Genomic DNA, 19,619 nt, shown 5'->3' on the forward strand with positions numbered 1-19,619 from the left:
TTTCAGCTGTGAGGAGGTGGATGATGAAAAGACTGTTCGGAATGACGGTGTTTTGCCTTTTTCTGGGGCTGACCGCGAATGGATATGCACAACCTGTCAGGGATACGCCTGATGAAAGGGATATCCAGAAGGAAGTCGTCATCAGGATCCCTGTCCGTAACGGTCATTTTGATTTCAGAGAAGCACGCGTGGACGGCGGGGTAGAAGTAAAACCGCCATATAGCGTGAATGTCAACGAAATGGTCAGTATTCCACTTCAGATCGGGACCGGGAGTTGGCATTGTGTATACCTGCATTTTCCAGACTGCCGCTACATACGGATTTGGGTCCCTTGAGGCTGGTCGAATAGAAGGCGTTTCCAGGCTGGGCGGTGCGCCGGGTGAACGGCCGTTCTGACCAGCAGGAGGATGCTTTTGCGTGATGGGTGAGCGCAACATAAAGGAAGGACTCCGGCCGCACCCTGTTAGGGTGCGGCCGGAGCGGAGGAGGAAGACCCATGTTGCGGGCCGGAGGAAGGAACTAAGAGGAAGGTAGACGCCATGTTCCTTCAGGGTGTGCGTTGAGTTGGCGTCGCCTTTATAGCGAAGCAAGGTCTGTGCCACACATGGACTTGACATAAAATTCCTATGATATCAGTCTATTGTATAACCTAGGCGGTATAGACCCCCGCCGGTGCGCCTTGGTGTGCAGGCACGGTTTCTTGTTTCGGAGGCGTGAAACCGGTGCCTCGGCGTGTTATCAGGCCGGTTATCCTGTACGGAGAACGAGCCACCCGTGGTTTGATCGCGGTAAGGGCTCGTCATTCAAGGGATTTGCAGATCAATGGCAAAGGCGGCTGGGTTTCTGCGCCATTGCCTAGCATTTTGTGCGTCAATGCACAGCACGAGGTGCTTCTGCAGTTTTTTTATTTCCCTGGTGTCGCCGATCAGGTTTTTATTGAAAAAGACCGCGCTTTTTGTTTGAATGACGCCCATCCAACCCTCTGTGAGTTCGAGGCCTACCCTGAAGGGATGGGAACCACCGACCAGGATCAGAGGTACGCGTTGCAACCTAGTTTCCATCCGGAAATGGTCTTTTTTGCCAATCTCGGCGTCAATCTGCACGTTTGCTTGTGCGGCGACCCACAGGTCGCCTCCGCGCAAACGCTTGATTTCCTTGATATTGGCCAAAAATCCTCATTTCCGGATTGGAAACTGGGTTCTATAGGGAAATCATTTCCGGATTGGAAACCGGGTTGTACCGGGAAATCATTTCCGGATGGAGACAACCGGAGATCGAGCAGTTGCCGCGGCTTTCCCTTCGCCCTGTCACGTTCTGTGCATACCCCTCGGCGGAAACCTCGACCATAGGATCCTGGGTGTCTCTCCGCCTCGTGTCAAGCTGCAGGAGCCGCTCCTGCGTAACCGGAGAAAGGACAGCCTATCTTGAAATTGCGCAGGGAAAGAATCGATCGGGGGATCAAAGCGCGTTCGGGAGATGTCTTTGCACTTTCCTCCTGGCGGGAGATGCTCTACCTGGCATTCCCCCGACTGTTACCCATCCTCGGTTTTATTGTTTTGCCCCTGGTCCTTGGCGTTTACTGGCAGAAGGTCCTCATTTCGGTGGCGGTTTTTGCATTGTTGGCTATCAGTTGGGATATCCTGGCCCAGAGCGGGATGGTTTCCCTCGGGCAGGCGCTCTTTTTCGGGATGGGGGCCTACGCCTCCGGGGTGTTGAACCACGCCTTCGACTTGTCTCCGTTCATCACGATCCCTGCGGGCACCCTCCTCGGCGGGTTGATCTGCACGCTCCTTCTGCTGCCCGTCCTGCGTCTGCGGGGCATCTATTTCGCCATGGTGACGCTGATCATCCCGCTCATGCTGGTGAGGGTCATCGAGGCCACGAAGGTCTTCGGCGGAACCGAGGGATTGAGCGGATTGACCCCATTGCCGAGCGTGTGGGTGGAGGTTTATGGTGTTGTTCTGGTTCTATTGGCGGCCCTTTTCGGGTTCCGCCGGCTGATGGATTCCGATTTCGGACTGGTCCTGAAAGGGATCAACGACAACGACCGGTCGGTCATGAATGCCGGCATCGACGTCACCTGGTTCAAGATCCAGGCCCTCTTCATAGCGGGGTGCATCGGGGCTTTCGCAGGAGCCTTCACGACCCACGTCTACATGTTTGTCGGGATGCCCGTCTTCGCCCTCGACTACTCCATCCTGCCGATCGCAGCCGCTGTGGTGGGCGGACCCGGAAGCCTTGCGGGGGCGACGCTGGGGGCGTGCATCCTGGTGCCGCTCTCGGAGATCCTGCGCGGTTTTGGAGGACTTCGAATCATCCTGTACGGGGTGTTCCTGGTCGTTTTCATCGTGGCGCTCCCTGAGGGGCTGTTTCCCTTTATTCAGCGCAAGTACCAGCAGTTCGAGCGATGGGTGGAGGTGGACCAATGAGCGCGACACCCATTTTGCAGGTCAGAGGCCTGACCAAGACGTTCGGGGGCGTTCTGGCCCTCAATGCGGTGAGTTTCGATCTGATGGAAGGGGAACTCCTGGGGGTGATCGGCCCGAACGGTTCCGGGAAGACCACACTGGTCAACTGCATCAGCGGCTTTGTGCGCGCCGGCGCGGGCAAGGTCCTGTACAAGGGGCTGGATATCACCCACTGGCGGCCTCACCGCATTGTGCGGCTCGGGCTGGCGAGGACCTTTCAGATGGTGCGGCCTTTTTATCGTCTACCGGCTTTCAAGAACATGATCATCCCGCTGTACTCGCCGAGGGTCAAAGCATTGGCTGGCGGGAAGTTCGGCGCACGCGAGGCGGTGGCGCTCGATCTTCTGGAGGAGGTGGGCTTCGAGCGGGATTCGCACGTCGCCTATAAGGTCGCCAGCGTCCTGCCGCAGGGCTATCTGAAGCGGCTCGAACTGGCCAAGGCGATCGCGCTCCAGCCCGATCTGATCATCCTCGACGAGCTTTTCTCCGGGCTGAGCCTCGCCGAGGTCGGGAGCATCGTGCCGATCATCGAGAAGCTCCGCGGCGAGGGTCGCACGATCATCATGATCGAGCATCGTCTGAAAGAACTTTTCAAGATCAGTGACCGGGTCATGGTGCTCAACTTCGGGATGAAGATCGCCGATGGGCCTCCGGCGGCGGTGATGGAAAACGACGAGGTCAAGCGGGCCTATCTGGGTTCCGAGGACTGACGAGGGTGGATGATGCTGACAGTCCGCAATCTGATGGTGTTTTTCGAGAATGCATTGGCATTGAACGATTTCGGCATGGATGTCGAAAAGGGTGAGGTTGTGGGCGTGATCGGTTCGAACAGCGCCGGCAAGACTACCCTGATGAACACGCTCTCCGGCCTGATCATCGATATGCGGATCAAGGAGAAGCGCCGGGGCGGGGAACGGATCACCGTCTACGGCCATATTTCCTTCAACGGGGAGGACATCACCGAAATGCCACCGAGCGAGCGGGTTAAAAAGGGCATCGTCCTCTCCCGCGAGCGGCACCCGGTTTTCCCCGAGAGCACGATTGTCGAAAACATGAGGATCGCCGGCTATCTGCGGAAAAAGTCCGAGATACAGGAGACGATGGACTACGTCTTCAAGCTCTTTCCCGCTCTGGTGCACCTGAAGACCCGCAAGGCCGGCTTTCTGAGCGGCGGGGAGCAGCAGATGCTGGCGGTAGGTATGGCCTTGGTGGTGCGCCCTGTCCTGCTGCTTCTCGATGAGCCGCTCCTCGGATTGAGCCCGATGATGCAGCGCATCCTGATGGACGGCATTGTTAGCCTGAACCGGGAATCGGGGATCACCATCGTTTTGAGCGAACAGTTCGCGCGACCGATTCTGCCGTTGATCGACAGGGGCTATGTGATTGAAAACGGCATGCTCAGCATGGCAGGGACCGGCGCGGAGTTGATGGACAATCCGGAAGTCAAGGCCGCCTATTTCGGGGTTTGATCATATGGGAGAGAAGGCCGGGCGGAATATCTTCACGGCGTTTGCCTCTGCAGCCGAGAGGCGGGGGCGGAACACCGCCGTGATTTACCTGGGGACGCGTTACAGCTACGCCAGGGTGCGGGAGATGGCCGAGCGGTTCGCCGCCGGCCTGCTGGGCCTCGGTCTGACGCCGGGGGACCGCGTCATGATCTATCTGCCCAATTCCATCCAATGGGTGGTGGCCTGGCTCGGTATTCAACGCGCCGGTGCGGTGGCTGTGCCGATCACGCCGATCTACACCCCCTACGATCTTCGCTATATCGCCAACGACAGCGGGACCGGGACCGTCATCTGCGCCGACACCAACTTCGGCTATGTCACCCGCATCATGCCCGAGACGGGCATCGAGCGCGTCATCGTCGCGAAGATGGCGGATCTGCTTCCATGGTGGAAGCGCTCGTTCGGCTACCTGTTCGACGTCGTTCCGAAGGGAAAGACGGCGCAGGGGCCCCACGTGTATGCCTTCAGGCGCATGCTCACCGGCAGTCCGGCGAAAGGCGCCGGCGCGGCAACCCCGCCGCGCTCGGGTTCAGATACAGCCGAGATCCTTTATACGGGGGGCACGACCAAACACCCTAAGGGTGTGCCGATGTCGCACGATCTTTTCCTCACTTCGGCGCTCGAGCAGATCACCGTCAGCGAGCCGCTTTTCCATCCGGAGGAAAATGTGATCCTGGGCAATGCGCCCCTCTTCCACATCCTGGGGCAGACCTGCAGTCTGGCGACCTTGCTGGTCGGCGGATGCCTGATGCTTCAGCCGAAGGTCAATCTGGATGCCACGTTCGATGCGATCCAGCGCTTCAAGGCCCGGACCATGATCGGCGTTCCGGCCCTGTATCGCATGATCCTGGAGCACAACCGCCTCGATCAGTACGATCTCGGTTCGGTGGGTTACTGGTACAGCGCGGGCGATGTGCTTCCTCTGGAGGTGGGGAAGCGCTGGCGGGAGCGGTTCGGCAAACCGATCTATCAAGGGTACGGGTCCACCGAGACCTGCGGCGGGATCACGATGTGTCCGACCGACGTGGAAAATCCGCCGGGAAGCGTCGGGCGGGTCGTTCCAAGCAAAAGCGTACGCCTGGTCGATCCCGCCACGCTCGAAGGGGTGCCGACGGGGGAGCCGGGCGAACTCCTCGTCCATTCGGAGCACATGGTGAAAGCTTACCTGAACAAGCCGGAAGAGACGGCGGAGTCCTTCATCGAGCGGGAGGGGCGCCTGTGGTATCGAACGGGCGACATCATGAAGATGGACGCGGATGGCAACCTCTATTTCGTGGACCGCACGGTGGATACCATCAAGCACAAAGGGTACCGGGTCTCGGCCTCGGAGATCGAGGCGGTGCTCCAGGAACATCCTGCCGTGATCGGGGCCTGCGTCGTGGGGGTGCCGGACAAGAAGGTGGGCGAGCGGATCAAGGCCTTTGTGGTCCTCAAGGAAGACGTCAAAGGCATCACCGGCTACGATCTGATCAAGTTCTGCCGGGAAAAAATGGTGGATTACAAAGTCCCCCAGTATATCGAGTTCCGGGACATGCTGCCCAAGTCCAAGGTGGGAAAACTCTTGCGGCGGGAGGTGCGGAGCGAAGGAAAGCGCAGGGCAGACGTTGGATGACGGGGCGCCCTTCGCATGGGTAGGACAGTGAATCGAAGAAAGCGTATTCTCGACAACAGACGGATTCTCGCTGTAGATGATGAACCCGACGTGCTCGAGGCCCTCGAAGAGGAGTTGGAGGACTATCAGGGGCTCGTGCTGGATACGGCCAGGGATTTTCAGAGCGGCTACGATCTGATCCGTTCGTGGACCTACGACGTCGTGATCCTCGACATCATGGGCGTCCGGGGCTTCGACCTTCTGAATGCGGCGGTGCAGCTGCATTTCCCGGTGGTGATGCTCACCGCGCACGCCTTGAACGCCGAAAGTCTGAAACGATCCATCGAACTGGGGGCCCGAGCCTATATCCCTAAAGAAAACCTGGCTGAAATCAACCATTTCCTCGAGGATGTCTTGAGCCTGGGCTACGAGCCGATGTGGCGCCGGGTCTTCGAGCGTTTGGAGGGGGTCTTCAACGCCTCGTTCGGCCCCCTTTGGCAGAAAGACCAGAAGGACTTCTGGGAACAGGTCCGATCTGGCCGCTATGAATTGAAGCCCGTGATCCTGAAAAAATAGCCGCAGTACAGGCGCCGGCCTGCATTGCGGCGTGTCCGGGCCCCGGGGCGGCCTGTTCCTTCCGGGCGCGAGAGGCAGTCCTCTGCGGTCGATCCCTGGTGGATGCGACTGCCTCCCCCGTCTGTGGCGTTCTATGCCTTGGGGGCAGGGGTTTCCTTTGCCGATTCGATCACGACAGGCTTCAGCGGGACGTCCTGATGCATCCCGCTCGATCCGGTAGGCACCGCCGCGATCTTGTCCACCACGTCCATCCCCTCGATGATCTTGGCGAAAACCGCATAGCCGAAATCCCTCTCCCCGTGATCCAGGAAGTCGTTGTCGGCCACGTTGATGAAGAACTGCGCGGTGGCGCTGTCTTTGATCTGCGTCCTGGCCATGGCGAGGGTCCCGCGGGTGTTCTTCAGGCCGTTGTCCGCCTCATTCTTGATGGGCGGCCGCGTGGGCTTCTGCTGCATCTTGGGGTTCATGCCCCCGCCCTGGATCATGAATCCGGGTATGACGCGGTGAAAGATGGTGCCGTTGTAAAAACCCGTCTTGACGTAGGTGAGAAAGTTCTGCACGCTGATGGGCGCCTGCTCGGAAAAGAGTTCGATCTGGATGTCTCCTAGAGACGTTTTCAACACGACCATACGGCCAGTCCTCCTTGTGGGGCAATCATGGATTGCGGAATGGAATGTTCATCCGATCGGGGCTGTTTTGTCCGGAACGCTCGTTCCCATTCGGCTGCATTCTCGCCCTCGGTGTTTGAGGGTGGATTCCCGGGTGAAAGCGGGATCCGGAAGACACCCTGGCATACGCTCGGCAATGTGCGCCCTGTCAGATGTACCGGACACCATAACAGAACCCGGTGTCCGGTGCAACGACAAGTCAGTCGACCCCGGGTTTGCTCTGGCTGCCGGGCGGCGTTGGCGTCGACCCCGGGTTCAGAGAATTTTGAACACGAGACACGCTTTGCCTTGAAATCGGCAGGGCGAGATTTTTGGGCAAGAAGGGTGTTTTAGGATTCAAGTTTAGAATCTTGGGCGCTAGAATGCTAACAAACGGTCCCAAATAGAAAGTGAAGGACGCTTCTTCATGCCCAGGGTGTTTGAGCGCTACCAGGATATCGTTCCCGATTATGCCGCCTTCGAAGAAAGCCTGTTCGATCCGCTTCCCGTGCACCTGCGGGTGAATCAGTTGAAGGCCTCCCCGGGTGCGGTGCGTGCCGCCCTCGAGCGGGAAGGGGTGAGGTTGCGGCCCTCATTCGATGAGGCATCCGGACTTTACGAGGCGCAGGGCCTCGACGCCCCGGGCAACCTCCTGGCCTATTACATGGGGCATATCCATCCCCAGGCATTGACCTCCTGCCTGGCTGCGCTGGTGCTGCGGCCGGCGGCGGGGCATCGCGTGCTCGATCTGTGCGCCGCCCCGGGAGGGAAGACCGCCCACCTGGCGCAGTTGATGGATAACAGGGGCCTGATCGTCGCCAATGAACTCTATGCTACCCGCCAGGTCCCGTTGGGCCATACCCTGGCCCGCCTTGGGGTGGCGAATGCGGTGGTGACGGGGTATCAGGCCCAGGAATTCCCCCTGCGTCAGCGCTTCGACCGTATTCTTGCGGACGTGCCCTGCTCCGGCGAGGGACGGTTCAGAAGAAGGAGAGAGCACTCGAGGGCACGCAGTTCGGCCGGCAAGATCTGGATGACGGACCTCCAGCGAAAGATCATTGTGCGGGCCTTTGACCTGCTGTCGGACGGGGGGCACATGCTTTATGCAACGTGCACCTATAATCCCCTTGAAAACGAAGCGGTGGTCCAGTATCTTCTGGAGAACCGCGAAGCCCGTCTGCTTCCGATCGATTTGAATATCCCTCTGGAACCCGGCATACAAGAATGGGAAGATGAACGCTACGATCGACAATTGGTCAGGGCCGCCCGATTCTATCCCCATCGGGTCGATTCCGTGGGATTCTTCATGGCCCGCATTGGCAGGCCCTGACGTGCGCCGAAGGCTGCTCGGGTTCCTGGATGAACGATTCGGCATTCCGGAGGCGGCGTTTGACGGATTCCTCTTATTGGGGAGCCGAAGGAGCTGGTTTTTGCTGCAGCGCTCGGCAGTGATTGCTGGGGCGGTGCGTTTGAAGATCGAGCAGGCTGGATTGAAGGCCTTCCAGCAGGTTGGTGCGTTTGTGAAACCGACGACCCGGTTGATCCAACTCTTCGGCCATCTGGCCACCCGCGCGCGGGTGGTGGTGGAGCGCGAAGCGTTGGCGAGACTGGTGGCAGGGGAGTGGATTCCCGTGGATTTGCCGGCGGGACAGGGTTACCTTATCCTGGAGTGCGCGGAAGGCGGAATATTGGGGCTGGGCTTTCTGAAAGATGGCCTGCTGCGCACCCAACTGCCTAAAAAGGAATTGCGTGTCGGGATGTTCGATCGAGGCGCCATGATGCGGCCGGACCGGGCATCCTTTATTCGATTTTTTTCGATGCCATCGACAAGGAGGGATAACATGCTGAAAGACGGTGAAAAGGGAGCGATTCTCCAAAGAGACAAAGAAACATATGCGATTGCGCCCCATATGCCCTGCGGTGTAGTGACGCCCGAGACCCTTCGGAAGCTGGCGGATGCAGCCGAAAAATTCAACTGCGCCGCCCTCAAGGTGACCAGTGCAGCCCGGATCGCCATGGTGGGGATCAAGGAGGAGGACATCGACAAGGTCTGGGCGGAACTCGGAATGGCGCCGGGTGCCGCGGTGGGACTCTGCGTGCGGAGCGTCAAGGTCTGCCCTGGGACCACTTTCTGCAAGCTGGCCCAGCAGGACAGCCTCGCCGTCGGCATGAAGCTCGACGAGATCTACCATGGTATGGAATTTCCAAGCAAAACGAAGATGGGCGTGAGCGGCTGCAATAACCAATGCGCGGAAAACTGCATCAAGGACGTGAGCCTCGTCGGGAAGAAGAGCGGCTGGACGTTGATGGTCGGCGGCTGCGGGACCGGTAAACCGCGCCTTGCCGATGTCCTCGAAGAAGGTCTCAGCACGGAAGACGCCCTGAAGCGCATCGACAAGGTCCTGACCTATTATCGGGCAAACGCCAATAAAGGCGAACGTATCGGCAAGATGGTCGATCGCATTGGATTCGACGCCTTTCGCAGCGCCGTGATGGGTTAGTAAAAGGTTGCCGGCGCATGCTCATCCCGGGAGGCGTCGAGTCGAAGGGATGCGGCGCCGGTCCGCAAGTGAATCCTTGAGGAGGCTTCAGGATTGGAGCGTCCCGATCTGTTTGGATTGTCCCCTCCTTTCGCAAAATATCGTTTGACAGCCCGGGAAGGATATCTGATAGTGAGATATCATCGCCAGTCGACCCGCTTTCCATGAGATGACCGGCTTCCGGCCTGCCCAGCGTGTGAGAAGGGGGATGAGATGACGGCACCTTTCTGGAAGAGGATCCTGAAACCGGCCATCTATGTCGCTGTAGGCATCCTCGTCGCCTTTCCGCTGTTCAGTATCTCCTATTTCACCATGGTGCGCACCTCGACTCCGCAGTTCTGCGCCATGTGCCACGAAATCCGCTTCGCTTACAACACCTGGAAAACATCCACCCATGTCAACAACGGCCAGGGTTTTGTGGCCGACTGCATGGACTGCCACCTGCCGGCCCCTCACCAGACCTTTGACTTCTTCTACGCCAAGACGGCCCATGGCATCAAGGATATCATTGTTCACTTCACCCAGGATGAATACGACCACGCCTTGAATCGGGAAAAGGCCTACGCGTCCTTCAAGAATATCCAGTGCCTCAAATGCCACCGCAATATCTTGTACATTCCGGAAAAACGCGGCGCCATGCTGGCCCATCGCTCGGTTCTCCATGCGCGGCCGGGATATGAAAAGCGGTGTGTGGATTGCCACCGCGACCTGGTGCACAACCCCAGCCCGGTCTATGCGTACAAGCAGTTTGAAGAGGGGTACAGAGGTCTGTGATCGTTTCTGAACCCTGTCGGGGAGCGGTGCAAAGGTCCGCTTCCGGGGCGGGGGGCCTGGAGCGATGACCTCATCAACGCAGGCGGAAGGGAGGGTTTCATGATGAAGCGATTTCGATGGGTTGCGACGCTCTTCGGTGCGGCGGCGATGTTCCTGGTGATGGCGCCGCGGACGGGGATCACCCAGGATGAGGCTGTCAACGTCCCGAAGGCCAAGGCGTTCAGGATCGAGCGGAGCATGCCGAAGGAGGCGGTTGCCTGCATCGAATGCCACAAGCGGGAGCATCCCGGTATCTTTGCGGACTGGGCGGCGAGCCGGCATGCGGCGGCCAACATCACCTGCCTGGACTGCCACCAGGCGGAGTCCTTCGACCCGGACGTCAGCCGGGAGCATGGCAAACAGTACCAGCGGTCCGATGTCCCTTACGGGACGCCTGAATACAAGGTTCCGGTCGCCGCGGCCGTGACGCCCAAAGACTGTTCACGGTGCCACCCCGACGAGACGAGGCAGTACAGCATCAGCAAGCACGCCAATACCATCGAGATCATCTGGAAGATCGACGCCTGGCTTCAGAAGGGCATGAACAGCGATTTCGAGCGGCTGAGCGGGTGTTACACCTGTCACGGGACGGTGCTCAAGGTGAAGGACGGGGATCTCGACCCCGAAACATGGCCCAATGTCGGGGTCGGGCGGATCAACCTGGACGGGAGCCGCGGGAGCTGCACGAGCTGCCACACCCGCCACCGTTTCTCGGTCATGGAGGCGCGTAAACCAGAGGCCTGCGGGCAATGCCACCTCGGACCGGACCATCCGCAGATCGAGATCTTCATGGAATCCAAGCACGGGGATATCTACACCGCCTTCGGCGACACCTACAACTGGAATGCCGCCGCCGGCACCTGGTCGGCCGGGGTGGACTACCGGGCGCCCACCTGCGCCGGCTGCCACATGTCGGGCTCCGGGACGGTGCTCACCTCGCACGACGTGACCGAGCGGCTGGCATGGGAGACCCAGGCGCCGCTGACCGTTCGGCCCCAGGATTTCAAGGCGTTTCCGGCCGCGACCAATCACCAGGTCGAACGGGACAAGATGAAGGACGTTTGCAAGCAGTGCCACGCCAGGAGTTGGGTCGAGGGTCATTTCTCAAAGTTCGACCGGGTGGTCGAGGAGTACAACACGGTCTACTACGAGCCCGCCAAAAAGGTGTTCGACGACCTCTACGAGAAGCAGTTACTGGACAAGGCACGCTACTTCGATGAGCGGCTGGAGGTGGATTTCTACGAGCTGTGGCACCACGAAGGCCGCAGGGCCCGTTTCGGCGCGGCCATGATGGCCCCGGATTACGCCTGGTGGCATGGATTTTACGAGTGCAAGATACGGTTCAACAACTTTATGGAAGAGGCGCATCACCTGATCGAGAAAAACGAGAAGGCTTATGTGGCCAAGGATTTCCCGAATGCGACCGGCGCTACGGAGGTGCCGCCCGAGGCCGCGCCGATCGTGCGATGACCCGAACCGTAGGCTGATTGTCGACCGACAACCGCCTGCAAAGGGACGCCTGACGGGGCGTCTGGAGCAGAACCGAACCGCTGAGGTCCCCGCCCGCCTGGAAACAGGGGGCGGGGATCTTGCGTTTGAGGGCAGGCCGGTTGGCAGGACAAGGGTGGGACGAAACCGTTTTCTTTCCTCTCAGGAAGTGGGCCTGGATGCGATGATTTTTTCTCGACGGGCGTGGCTTCAGAGGGTGATCTTTTCCCTGAACCCGAAAGCGATGCTGTTGTCGAGATAAAAGATCAGGTCCGGTTTGAACGCGTAGAACCGGACGCGGAAGCGCTCCGAGAACGCATCCAGGTCGAGCTGTTTGCCGGGTGTGAAAAACTCTTTCGTAAACGCGAACCTGCTCATATAGGTCTGCAGCCCCTTGAGGGCTTCGATGCCTGCGCGGATGTGGACGATTCGCCCGGACATCTGAAGCCCGCGGATCCCGCGCCAGGAATCCGACTCCGCAAAAATGGCCGCCGCGGCCTCCCGGTCCGGAGCGGATTCCTGGATATGCCGGGAGTCCGGGCTCGAGAAGAAGTAAAAGGAGCCGCTCCGACAGGCGTAATAGACAGGAGCCACCCACGCGCCCCTGTTTCCGGCCGTAGCGAGCGTCATGGTGCTGCGGCTGTGGATCAGGGCTTCGGCCATCGACGCGAGTTGCCCGGCGCTTGGAATCTGCTGTTTGTCGTTGTCCATCGAGGGGCCTCCATTCGTTGAACCGTTTTCGGATAAAAACCATTGGGTGTCAATCCGGAAATGCACGGCACGCCCTGGCCGGGTTCCTGGAGATTGTCGCCTTGTCCGGGACCCTGGTGAGTGTCTTGGAATCCCGTACGTTCTCAGCTAGTTTCCATCCGGAAATGATTTCCCGGTACAACCGAGTTTCCAATCCGGAAAGGAGGATTTTTTCTCCACACGCTTCGCGTGCTCAGTCCCACCGCTTCGCGGCGGGTTCCGGTTTGCCGATATCAAAAAAATCCAGCGTTTGTGCGGAGGCGACCTGGTGGTCGCCGCACAAGCAAATGCGCAGATTGACGCCGAGATTGGCAAAAAAGACCATTTCCGGATGGAAACCAGCTATCGTTCCCGGATGGGGAGCACCTCGGGGACCGGCATGATTCTATCCGGTTCGATGACCCGCATCGCTTTCCATTTGCCCTGTAAAAAGCGCAGCAGAAAGACGATGCCCAGGGATGTCACGTACAGTGAGGCCAGAATCCATGCCGCCATGATGCCCTGCCCCAGAACGACGATCATGACGTAGGCGGGCCCCAGAAGGAGGAGACCCGAAAAAGCGGCGATGATCAGCATGACGAAACGGGTGTCTCCCGCCCCCTTGATGGCGGAAGCGAAGACGATGTTCAGCGTGTCGAAGATGGAATAGAGGGCAACGAACCGGAGCAGGATCACGGCCAGGTGAAAGATGGCTTCGAATGCCTGCGGATCGTCCTTCGGTGCAAAGGGGGCGACGAAAACCTCCGGGATCAGGACATAGGCGATCGCCACGGACGCCATATAGGTGAAGGTAATGTGAAACGCGGACCAGGTGGCCTTTTCGGCCAGTTCGGGGATGTTCTTGCCGAGGTATTGTCCGACGAGCACGGATACCGTGATCCCACAGCCGATCATGGGCATGAAGGCGAGGGTGTTGATATTGAATGCAATATTTGTGGCGGCCAAGGGCAGGGTGCCGAGCCTCCCCACGAGCAGGATAAAGCCGGTGAAAGCGGACATATCGAGGAAGAACTGCATCCCGGAAGGAAGACCGAACCCCAGCAGCCGTCGCATCAGCGCCGTGTCGGGGCGCCAGCCCCTCAGGGTATGGTAGCGGATGTCGTTCGCCGGGCGCCATGCCAGGAGGAGCAAGACGGCCAGAGAGAACACGGCCGCCAGAACGGTGGCGACAGCGGCCCCGCGCATCCCCATTTCGGGCAGGCCGGCCTTGCCGAAGATGAGGAGGTAGTCCAGAATCAGGTTCAAGGCCGTCGAGGCCATTGTCACCCACATGATCGGCCAGGGGCGTGCGACACCGGAAAAAAATCCGGAGATCGCGTGGGATGCTATGGCCGGGAAACCGCCGATGGAGAGGGTGGCGAAGTAATCGACCTCGTTCTTCTGTACGGGTGCATCATGCCCCACGAGGGCGAAGATGGGCCCCGCAAGGGGGATCAGGCAAAGCAGGCAGACCCCGCCGAAAAGCGAGATGTACATTCCCTGCCACAGGACCGGGCCGATCTGCCGGTGCCGGCCCGCGCCATGGTACTGCGCGACGAAGGTGCTCACATAGCTCACCGTCCCGATAAAGATGCTCATGATGGTGAAATTGAGCATGCCGGCCGGCATGGCTGCGGCGATGGCCTCGGGGGAATACCAGGACAGAAACATCCGGTCCACGAAATGCTGGATCGACCATGCACCCGTGCTCAGGATCATGGGAATCGCGATCTTCAGGACCTCCCGGTAACCACCGGGCTCTGACCATCTGTGAAGGACTAGGCTCAAGCTGTGGGGACCTCTGGATGCGTCGTGAGTCGGTAGGGCGGTCACCTATCATAAGGGCACCGGTCGGTGGATGGCAAGCCGGTAGATTCGGAGGCGCATCGATCGCGGATTTTCGCGGCCCATCTGTTCGGCCCTGCGCGAAAGGCGGTCGTTCTCTCACGGCTGCGGAAGGGCCCCGGCGGTAGTCGGCGCTGAGCCGTTGACTCGGTATGGAAAGCCTGTTAACGTGGGGGGCTTCGGATCGGCGGCAGGGCCTTTCTTAGGCTTTATCCACAGCAGGGTTCATGCCGCCGGCTTTTTTTGCCTGAAAGGCACCGCCGCGCAGACTGCGCCACAGCTCGTCAACCGCATCGGTATGCGTATGGCGAAGATAGAGGGTCATATGGGGACGTTAAAAGACCTCATTCGGGGGAAGGCCGTTCATCAGCGGCGGCTCGAGTTCGTGAGTTACCCGCTTGGGGAAGGCCGCACGCTCGTCGAGGGATCGCTGCGGGATGACCGGTTCCAACCGGGATACTATTTTGACGGCGTCCAGGCGCCCGAGGGGGTGATCCACTGGATGATCGTACGGATGATCGTTGAAGGTTGGCCTTTGACGATTATGGACATCGAAGCGGAGATGCCCGGGGTGCCGAATGAACTCTGCAGGCAGATGATCGATTCGGTCAGACGGTTGAAAGGGGTCGCGATTTCCGGGGGCTACAGCCGGGAGGTCCTCCGGTTGATGGGGGGTGTCAGGGGATGCAGCCATCTGACCCACCTCATGATCGCCATGGGGCCTGCGGCGCTCCACGGATATTGGACGGATCGGTCGCGGGAACGAAGGCCGCTGCCGACGTCCTTAGAAGAGGTCCCCGCCCTGAAACAACTGCGCAACAGCTGCTTTCTGTGGCGGGACGAGGGGCCGCTCATGGACAGGGTCAGGCAGGTCATCGGAAAGGCTGAAGATGAATGACCGCGGGCCCGTCGAAGCAGCTCGACGGTGCTGCGGGAACCATTGACTGGATCATCGAAAGGAGATTGTATGGGGTTCATACAGGGCTCGGCCAGCTTTACCCGTTATTGGGTCGAGGGGACGCTTCCCAGGGAGGTCATGGAATCGCTGCCTGAAAGGATCGGCCGGTACGCCTTTCGGCCGTTTGCCGAGGATTCGGATCAGGAAAAATCGATGGGATGGGTCAACATCATGGACCTGTTCGACAGCGCCATGGGCGGTCTCGAATATCTGAAGGAACCCTATCTTGCGCTTTCTCTCCGGGTGGATGTCCGCCGGGTGCCGGCCAGCGCCCTGAAGCAGTTTTGCCGGGAGGCGGAAGAGAAGGTCAAGGCCGCGGAGGAGATCGCCTTCCTGCCCCGCGAACGCCGGATCGAAGTCAAGGAAACAGTGCGGCGGAGCCTGCTGCACCGGTTGATCCCCCGGACCAACGTCTACGACATGGTCTGGCGGCTCACGGACGGCATGGTTTTTTTCGGCGCCGTCAACGCGGCCCTGTGCGACGATTTTGCAGCCCTTTTCTACCAGACCTTCGGTTTGACCCTCCAGGCCGTTTACCCCTATGCCCTCGCTGCGAGGATCCTCGAACGGGAGAAACGTTCGCAGGGGGCGCTCGACGCCTTGACGCCTTGTCTATTCGCCGGGGGGAGGTAGCCGTATGAATGTCTTGGAGCAGGCGAAAAAAACGGAGTTCCTGGGCCGGGAGTTTCTGCTGTGGCTGTGGTTTCGGAGTGAAGCCGAGGGGGGCGTGATCGATGGAGGGGAGTTGGGCGCGGTGGAATTCGCCATCGAGGGCAAGGTGGTGCTCCAGTCCGAAGGGAACGAGGGGGTCGAAACCGTAACGTGTTCAGGCGAGAGGCCCGCCCTCCGAGAGGCGCGGTACGCCTTGACCCGGCAGAAGCAGGTGGTCCAGGCCATGATCAAACTGGCAGCGGGCGACGAGCGGTGGACGTTCCTTCTGGACTCCTGCTGGTTCAACATCAAGGGCTACAAGGGGCCGAAGGTCGTGATGGACCGCAACGACGATCCGGACGGGCTGTTTTTCGAAAAGATCCTCCTGCTGGAGCGGTGTGCCAAGGCGCTGGATGCGCTTTTCGAGCGCTTTGTCCTGCTGCGGATTTCCCCTGAATGGGAGACGGTCGAGCGTCCTGCACTGGCCGCGTGGATCGAAGCAGGCGCTTGAAAAGGCTATGTCCGGAAGGAAACTGCGGAGTGTTCTCGAAGCCGTGTCCCGCAAGAGGAAATCCGGGAGGGGATGAGCGTTGGGAATGGACACGTCCGATCGTGCTCCAATGAAGATGAGACCGGTTTGGATTGTGATGAGGAGGCAATCGATGCATCGTTTCATTCTGGCAGGGCTGTCGATGTTGGTGCTGTCAGCCCCGTTTTTTCCGGCTGGGGCTGCCGGCCTCGAGTGGGAGGTTCGGGACGATCGGAAGCTTGAACTGGAGCCGCTCGATCTTGCGGTGTCGCAGGATGGGGCGTGGATCTTCTTTCTGATCCCCGGTGAGGTCCGTGTTCTCGACATGAAAACATGGGCCGCCGTCGCGCGGATCCCAGTGGAGAGCGGGTTTGACCGGATTGCGTATTCGGACGCAGAAGCGATGCTGATCCTTACGAGCCGGACCTCAGGACGGCTGCTGCGGGTGGCGCTCGAGAAGGTCTATACGTTCGATCCTTCCGGTCTGCCGATCCTCGGGGCCGCGGATGGGTCGGTGACGGTGGCGGTCTTCAGCGATTACCAGTGCCCCTATTGTGCGCGACTGGAGCCGCTCCTCCAGCAGGTGCAGGAGAAATACCCGAAGGATGTCAGGATCGTACACAAGAATCTGCCGCTTTCGAGCCACCGGTTCGCGGTTTCAGCTGGGCTCGCCGCTTTGGCGGCCCACGCTCAAGGGAAGTTCGAACCCTTTCACAAGGGGTTGATGGCGTCGCACAACACGATGAGCGAAGAGGTGATCACCCGGACCGCGGAAGAGATGGGCCTGGACATGGAGCGTTTTCAGAGCGACCGGAAAAATCCTACGTTCCAAGGGGTTCTTCAGAGGGACATGGCGGAGGGCCGGGCGGCCGGGGTGAGAGGAATTCCCGCGGTCTTCGTCAACGGTAAACATCTTCGTGCTCCGACTCCCGAGACCCTGATGGGCGCGATCGAAAAAGAGCTGCGGAAAACAGCCCCGTAAGGCCGGGGGTTTCGAACCATGCCGAACAGTTCATCAGCCACGACGAGCCGGGAGGAGCGTACGCGGCTCACGGTGATCAGCCTCGCCCTCACCGTGGGCGCGCTCCTCATGGCCGTCAAATTCTATGCCTACCACCTGACCGGGTCGTCGGCCATCCTGTCGGACGCACTCGAATCCATCATCAACGTGGTGGCGAGCGCCTTCGCCCTCGGCAGTGTCATCCTCGCCCAGAAGCCGCCGGACGCCTCCCACCCTTACGGCCACGGCAAGATCGAGTATTTTTCGGCGGGTTTCGAGGGGGCCCTGATCGTCATCGCCGCGGTGGGGATCTTTGTGACCGGTGTATCGCATATCCTCGAACCCCGGGAGCTGCCGTGCCTCGAAAGTGGGCTCCTGCTCCTGGCCGGGGCGGCGGTCGTCAATCTGCTCCTCGGTGCTCTGCTCCTCAAACACGGGAGAAAAACCGGTTCGCTGACCCTCATCGCCGACGGGAAACACATCCTGACCGATGTCTACACCTCGGCCGCCGTGCTTCCCGGGCTGCTGCTGGTCCGATACACGGGCCTCCTCTGGCTCGATGGCGCGGTCGCCTGTCTGGTGGGATTGAACATCCTGATCTCCGGAGGCGGCCTGGTGCGGCAATCCTTCGCGGCCCTGATGGACGCCTCCGAGCCGAGGCTTCTGGACAGGATTTCGGCCGTCCTCGACGGCCATCGCAAGGAGCTGTGGATCGACGTGCATCAATTGCGCGCCTGGCGTTCCGGGAGCCTGATCCATATCGACCTTCATCTGATCCTGCCGAGGGATCTGTCTCTCGAAGAGGCGCACCGCGAGGCGAAGGACCTGGAGGAGCTGCTTCAGGAGCATTTTTCAGGGCGGGCGAGCATCCTGGTCCACATGGATCCCTGCGTCGACACGGATTGCCCCGTGTGCCTGAAGCGCCTGTGTGCGCTCCGGAGCCGGGCATCGACGGGCCCTTCGGCATGGGAGCGGGAGCGTCTGGTTCGGAGCGGGGTGGAGGCGGAAGGGCGATCCGCTTCAGGTCAGGGATCCGGCAAGCCGATAGGCCCATTGGGAGAGAACCAGCAGGGCGCCGATCAGGATAAGACGACCGGTGAACCGTCCGGGGATCCGCAGAAGAGGCCCCCGTCTGAGGATGCGTCTGGAAAGAAGCGCCCCCCCGTTGCAGAGTAAAAGAAGGATTGCCGCTCCATACAGCAGACAGGCGAGTGGTGCGTTGCTGAGGGCGAAGACCCAATCTCCCTGTGCCATGGCCCAGAAGGAACGGGTATAGCCGCAGAAGGGGCAGGGGAATCCCGTCCATTTCAGAAACAGGCAGGGCACGCCGGGCAGCTCCGTAATCGGCACGAATCGAGCCAGGACAAGAGGAACCCCTCCAAGGAGGGCGAGGGGCAGGTGCTTGCCGAGGACATCCCAGTAGGATGCCGGCCGGTGGACCACAATGAAACGGTCCAAGCGGCTGAACATCCACTCCCAGGCGAGGAGCGGCCCTTCCAGGTTCGATGTTCGCAATCCCAACCTCCTATCCGGTTCCCGGGCGTAAGGGCCTGAGGCCGAAATGGGCCGACAGACCGCTGCCCGATGGCCTCAAACCATTCCTTCGCGAGGGGGTTCCTGTTCGGGCGCCGGACCCGTCTCGACGATCTCGATCACCTCGGCGGTTTCCGCTTCACCTTCCTTGAAGATATCCCGATAGGCCACGGTCAGGACGCAGATCTGGATAGGTGCGGTGACCGCCAGGCCAAGGCCGCAGGCGATCGCACCGAGGCTGCCGATGATGCCGGTTACGATCATGAGCCCGAGGAACTGCCAGAAATTGGTCTTGACCGCCTGATAGCTTTCCACAGAGGCGGGCCAGAACTCCATTCCCCGGTCGACGATGAGGAGCAGCCCGAACATGAGAAAGGTCTGCATCGCATAGATGCCGAAAAGGGCGGCAAGCTGACCGATGCACGGGATCAGTCCGACGATGACGGCAAGGATCAGCATGGCGATGCCCCACAGTCCGACGAAAAGGAGCGCGTTCAGGAAAAAATTGAAGCCCCGAAAGATCTCCCCCACTTCCGGGCGCGGCTCACGCCGATCGTGAAAGGCGAGTGCCATCAGAAAGAGCCCAGCCAGCATCGGCCCAGCCAGGATGCCCAGCGTCGCCGTACCCAGTACCAGGCCGATCAGGGAGGCCAGGATGAGCGGTACGATGTTTTCCTTGTAGAGGTTGAAGCCTTTTTCGAACCATTCACCGAACTTGACCGGGATTGGATGCATGTCTTTCC

At 60.1% G+C, this 19,619-nt stretch carries 22 protein-coding genes and 2 pseudogenes; 16 read left to right on the plus strand and 8 right to left on the minus strand.

The window, feature by feature from the left end; all coding sequences use genetic code 11:
- Positions 1-23 precede the first annotated feature (23 nt).
- Positions 24-335: a hypothetical protein gene (locus tag ACZ500_RS02915; RefSeq protein WP_464231039.1), complete on the plus strand. Its 312-nt coding sequence runs from the start codon at positions 24-26 to the stop codon at positions 333-335.
- 468 nt (positions 336-803) lie between these two features.
- Here the strand turns inward: ACZ500_RS02915 and ACZ500_RS02920 are convergent, their stop codons facing one another.
- The gene (locus tag ACZ500_RS02920; RefSeq protein ID WP_464231040.1) at positions 804-1,061 is read right to left on the minus strand and encodes a hypothetical protein; all 258 of its coding nucleotides are present in this window, start codon (positions 1,059-1,061) and stop codon (positions 804-806) included.
- A gap of 6 nt (positions 1,062-1,067) precedes the next feature.
- Here ACZ500_RS02920 and ACZ500_RS02925 point away from each other — a divergent pair, with 6 nt between their 5' ends.
- The 6 genes from ACZ500_RS02925 (at position 1,068) to ACZ500_RS02950 (ending at position 6,143) form a co-directional block, all read left to right on the plus strand.
- Positions 1,068-1,349, plus strand: coding sequence for a hypothetical protein (locus tag ACZ500_RS02925; protein ID WP_464231041.1), 282 nt, complete (start codon positions 1,068-1,070; stop codon positions 1,347-1,349).
- A 75-nt stretch (positions 1,350-1,424) separates the two neighbouring features.
- Complete coding sequence (locus tag ACZ500_RS02930) at positions 1,425-2,429, plus strand: branched-chain amino acid ABC transporter permease (protein ID WP_464231042.1); 1,005 nt, start codon at positions 1,425-1,427, stop codon at positions 2,427-2,429.
- On the plus strand, positions 2,426-3,178 hold the full coding sequence (locus ACZ500_RS02935) for an ABC transporter ATP-binding protein (RefSeq protein ID WP_464231043.1): 753 nt from the start codon (positions 2,426-2,428) through the stop codon (positions 3,176-3,178). The genes ACZ500_RS02930 and ACZ500_RS02935 overlap by 4 nt, the downstream gene beginning before the upstream one ends.
- A gap of 9 nt (positions 3,179-3,187) precedes the next feature.
- Positions 3,188-3,937 carry an ABC transporter ATP-binding protein gene (locus ACZ500_RS02940; protein WP_464231044.1) on the plus strand — a complete coding sequence of 250 codons (750 nt, stop codon included), beginning with the start codon at positions 3,188-3,190 and terminating at the stop codon, positions 3,935-3,937.
- Positions 3,938-3,941: 4 nt separating this feature from the next.
- Entirely contained in the window at positions 3,942-5,588 is a 1,647-nt protein-coding gene (locus ACZ500_RS02945) for a class I adenylate-forming enzyme family protein (RefSeq protein ID WP_464231045.1), read from the plus strand.
- 15 nt (positions 5,589-5,603) lie between these two features.
- Complete coding sequence (locus ACZ500_RS02950) at positions 5,604-6,143, plus strand: response regulator (protein WP_464231046.1); 540 nt, start codon at positions 5,604-5,606, stop codon at positions 6,141-6,143.
- A 131-nt stretch (positions 6,144-6,274) separates the two neighbouring features.
- Here the strand turns inward: ACZ500_RS02950 and ACZ500_RS02955 are convergent.
- Positions 6,275-6,769: pseudogene (locus ACZ500_RS02955) on the minus strand (peptidylprolyl isomerase); the annotation flags it as partial.
- 448 nt (positions 6,770-7,217) lie between these two features.
- Here ACZ500_RS02955 and ACZ500_RS02960 point away from each other — a divergent pair.
- The 4 genes from ACZ500_RS02960 (at position 7,218) to ACZ500_RS02975 (ending at position 11,613) form a co-directional block, all read left to right on the plus strand.
- Complete coding sequence (locus ACZ500_RS02960) at positions 7,218-8,120, plus strand: NOL1/NOP2/SUN domain family protein (RefSeq protein WP_464231047.1); 903 nt, start codon at positions 7,218-7,220, stop codon at positions 8,118-8,120.
- A 1-nt stretch (position 8,121) separates the two neighbouring features.
- Positions 8,122-9,291, plus strand: a complete 1,170-nt coding sequence (locus ACZ500_RS02965; protein WP_464231048.1) for a hypothetical protein — start codon at positions 8,122-8,124, stop codon at positions 9,289-9,291.
- Positions 9,292-9,543: 252 nt separating this feature from the next.
- The gene (locus ACZ500_RS02970) at positions 9,544-10,104 is read left to right on the plus strand and encodes a cytochrome c3 family protein (protein ID WP_464231049.1); all 561 of its coding nucleotides are present in this window, start codon (positions 9,544-9,546) and stop codon (positions 10,102-10,104) included.
- 159 nt (positions 10,105-10,263) lie between these two features.
- On the plus strand, positions 10,264-11,613 hold the full coding sequence (locus tag ACZ500_RS02975; protein WP_464232985.1) for a multiheme c-type cytochrome: 1,350 nt from the start codon (positions 10,264-10,266) through the stop codon (positions 11,611-11,613).
- Positions 11,614-11,841: 228 nt separating this feature from the next.
- Here ACZ500_RS02975 and ACZ500_RS02980 read toward each other — a convergent pair whose 3' ends face one another.
- From ACZ500_RS02980 to ACZ500_RS02995, 4 genes are all read right to left on the minus strand, one after another.
- On the minus strand, positions 11,842-12,342 hold the full coding sequence (locus ACZ500_RS02980; protein ID WP_464231050.1) for a hypothetical protein: 501 nt from the start codon (positions 12,340-12,342) through the stop codon (positions 11,842-11,844).
- Between the two features lie 232 nt (positions 12,343-12,574).
- Entirely contained in the window at positions 12,575-12,706 is a 132-nt protein-coding gene (locus ACZ500_RS02985; protein ID WP_464231051.1) for a hypothetical protein, read from the minus strand.
- Positions 12,707-12,723: 17 nt separating this feature from the next.
- A complete protein-coding gene (locus ACZ500_RS02990; RefSeq protein WP_464231052.1) occupies positions 12,724-14,148 on the minus strand; it encodes an MATE family efflux transporter in 1,425 nt (474 codons plus the stop codon).
- A gap of 259 nt (positions 14,149-14,407) precedes the next feature.
- Entirely contained in the window at positions 14,408-14,530 is a 123-nt protein-coding gene (locus ACZ500_RS02995) for a hypothetical protein (RefSeq protein WP_464231053.1), read from the minus strand.
- On the opposite strand from ACZ500_RS02995, the gene ACZ500_RS03000 reads away from it, so the two are divergent.
- The 5 genes from ACZ500_RS03000 (at position 14,510) to ACZ500_RS03020 (ending at position 18,519) form a co-directional block, all read left to right on the plus strand.
- On the plus strand, positions 14,510-15,103 hold the full coding sequence (locus ACZ500_RS03000; RefSeq protein WP_464231054.1) for a DUF2889 domain-containing protein: 594 nt from the start codon (positions 14,510-14,512) through the stop codon (positions 15,101-15,103). The genes ACZ500_RS02995 and ACZ500_RS03000 overlap by 21 nt on opposite strands.
- A gap of 69 nt (positions 15,104-15,172) precedes the next feature.
- The gene (gene rdgC / locus ACZ500_RS03005; RefSeq protein ID WP_464231055.1) at positions 15,173-15,796 is read left to right on the plus strand and encodes a recombination-associated protein RdgC; all 624 of its coding nucleotides are present in this window, start codon (positions 15,173-15,175) and stop codon (positions 15,794-15,796) included.
- Positions 15,797-15,800: 4 nt separating this feature from the next.
- The gene (locus tag ACZ500_RS03010; RefSeq protein WP_464231056.1) at positions 15,801-16,325 is read left to right on the plus strand and encodes a hypothetical protein; all 525 of its coding nucleotides are present in this window, start codon (positions 15,801-15,803) and stop codon (positions 16,323-16,325) included.
- A gap of 151 nt (positions 16,326-16,476) precedes the next feature.
- On the plus strand, positions 16,477-17,325 hold the full coding sequence (locus ACZ500_RS03015) for a thioredoxin domain-containing protein (protein ID WP_464231057.1): 849 nt from the start codon (positions 16,477-16,479) through the stop codon (positions 17,323-17,325).
- Positions 17,326-17,343: 18 nt separating this feature from the next.
- Positions 17,344-18,519, plus strand: a complete 1,176-nt coding sequence (locus tag ACZ500_RS03020) for a cation diffusion facilitator family transporter (RefSeq protein ID WP_464231058.1) — start codon at positions 17,344-17,346, stop codon at positions 18,517-18,519.
- A 60-nt stretch (positions 18,520-18,579) separates the two neighbouring features.
- Here ACZ500_RS03020 and ACZ500_RS03025 read toward each other — a convergent pair.
- A pseudogene (locus ACZ500_RS03025) lies at positions 18,580-18,813 on the minus strand (DUF2752 domain-containing protein); the annotation flags it as partial.
- A 120-nt stretch (positions 18,814-18,933) separates the two neighbouring features.
- On the minus strand, positions 18,934-19,611 hold the full coding sequence (locus ACZ500_RS03030) for a hypothetical protein (RefSeq protein ID WP_464231059.1): 678 nt from the start codon (positions 19,609-19,611) through the stop codon (positions 18,934-18,936).
- Positions 19,612-19,619: the final 8 nt, after the last annotated feature.

The sequence above is a fragment of the Desulfatiglans parachlorophenolica genome (assembly GCF_055394735.1).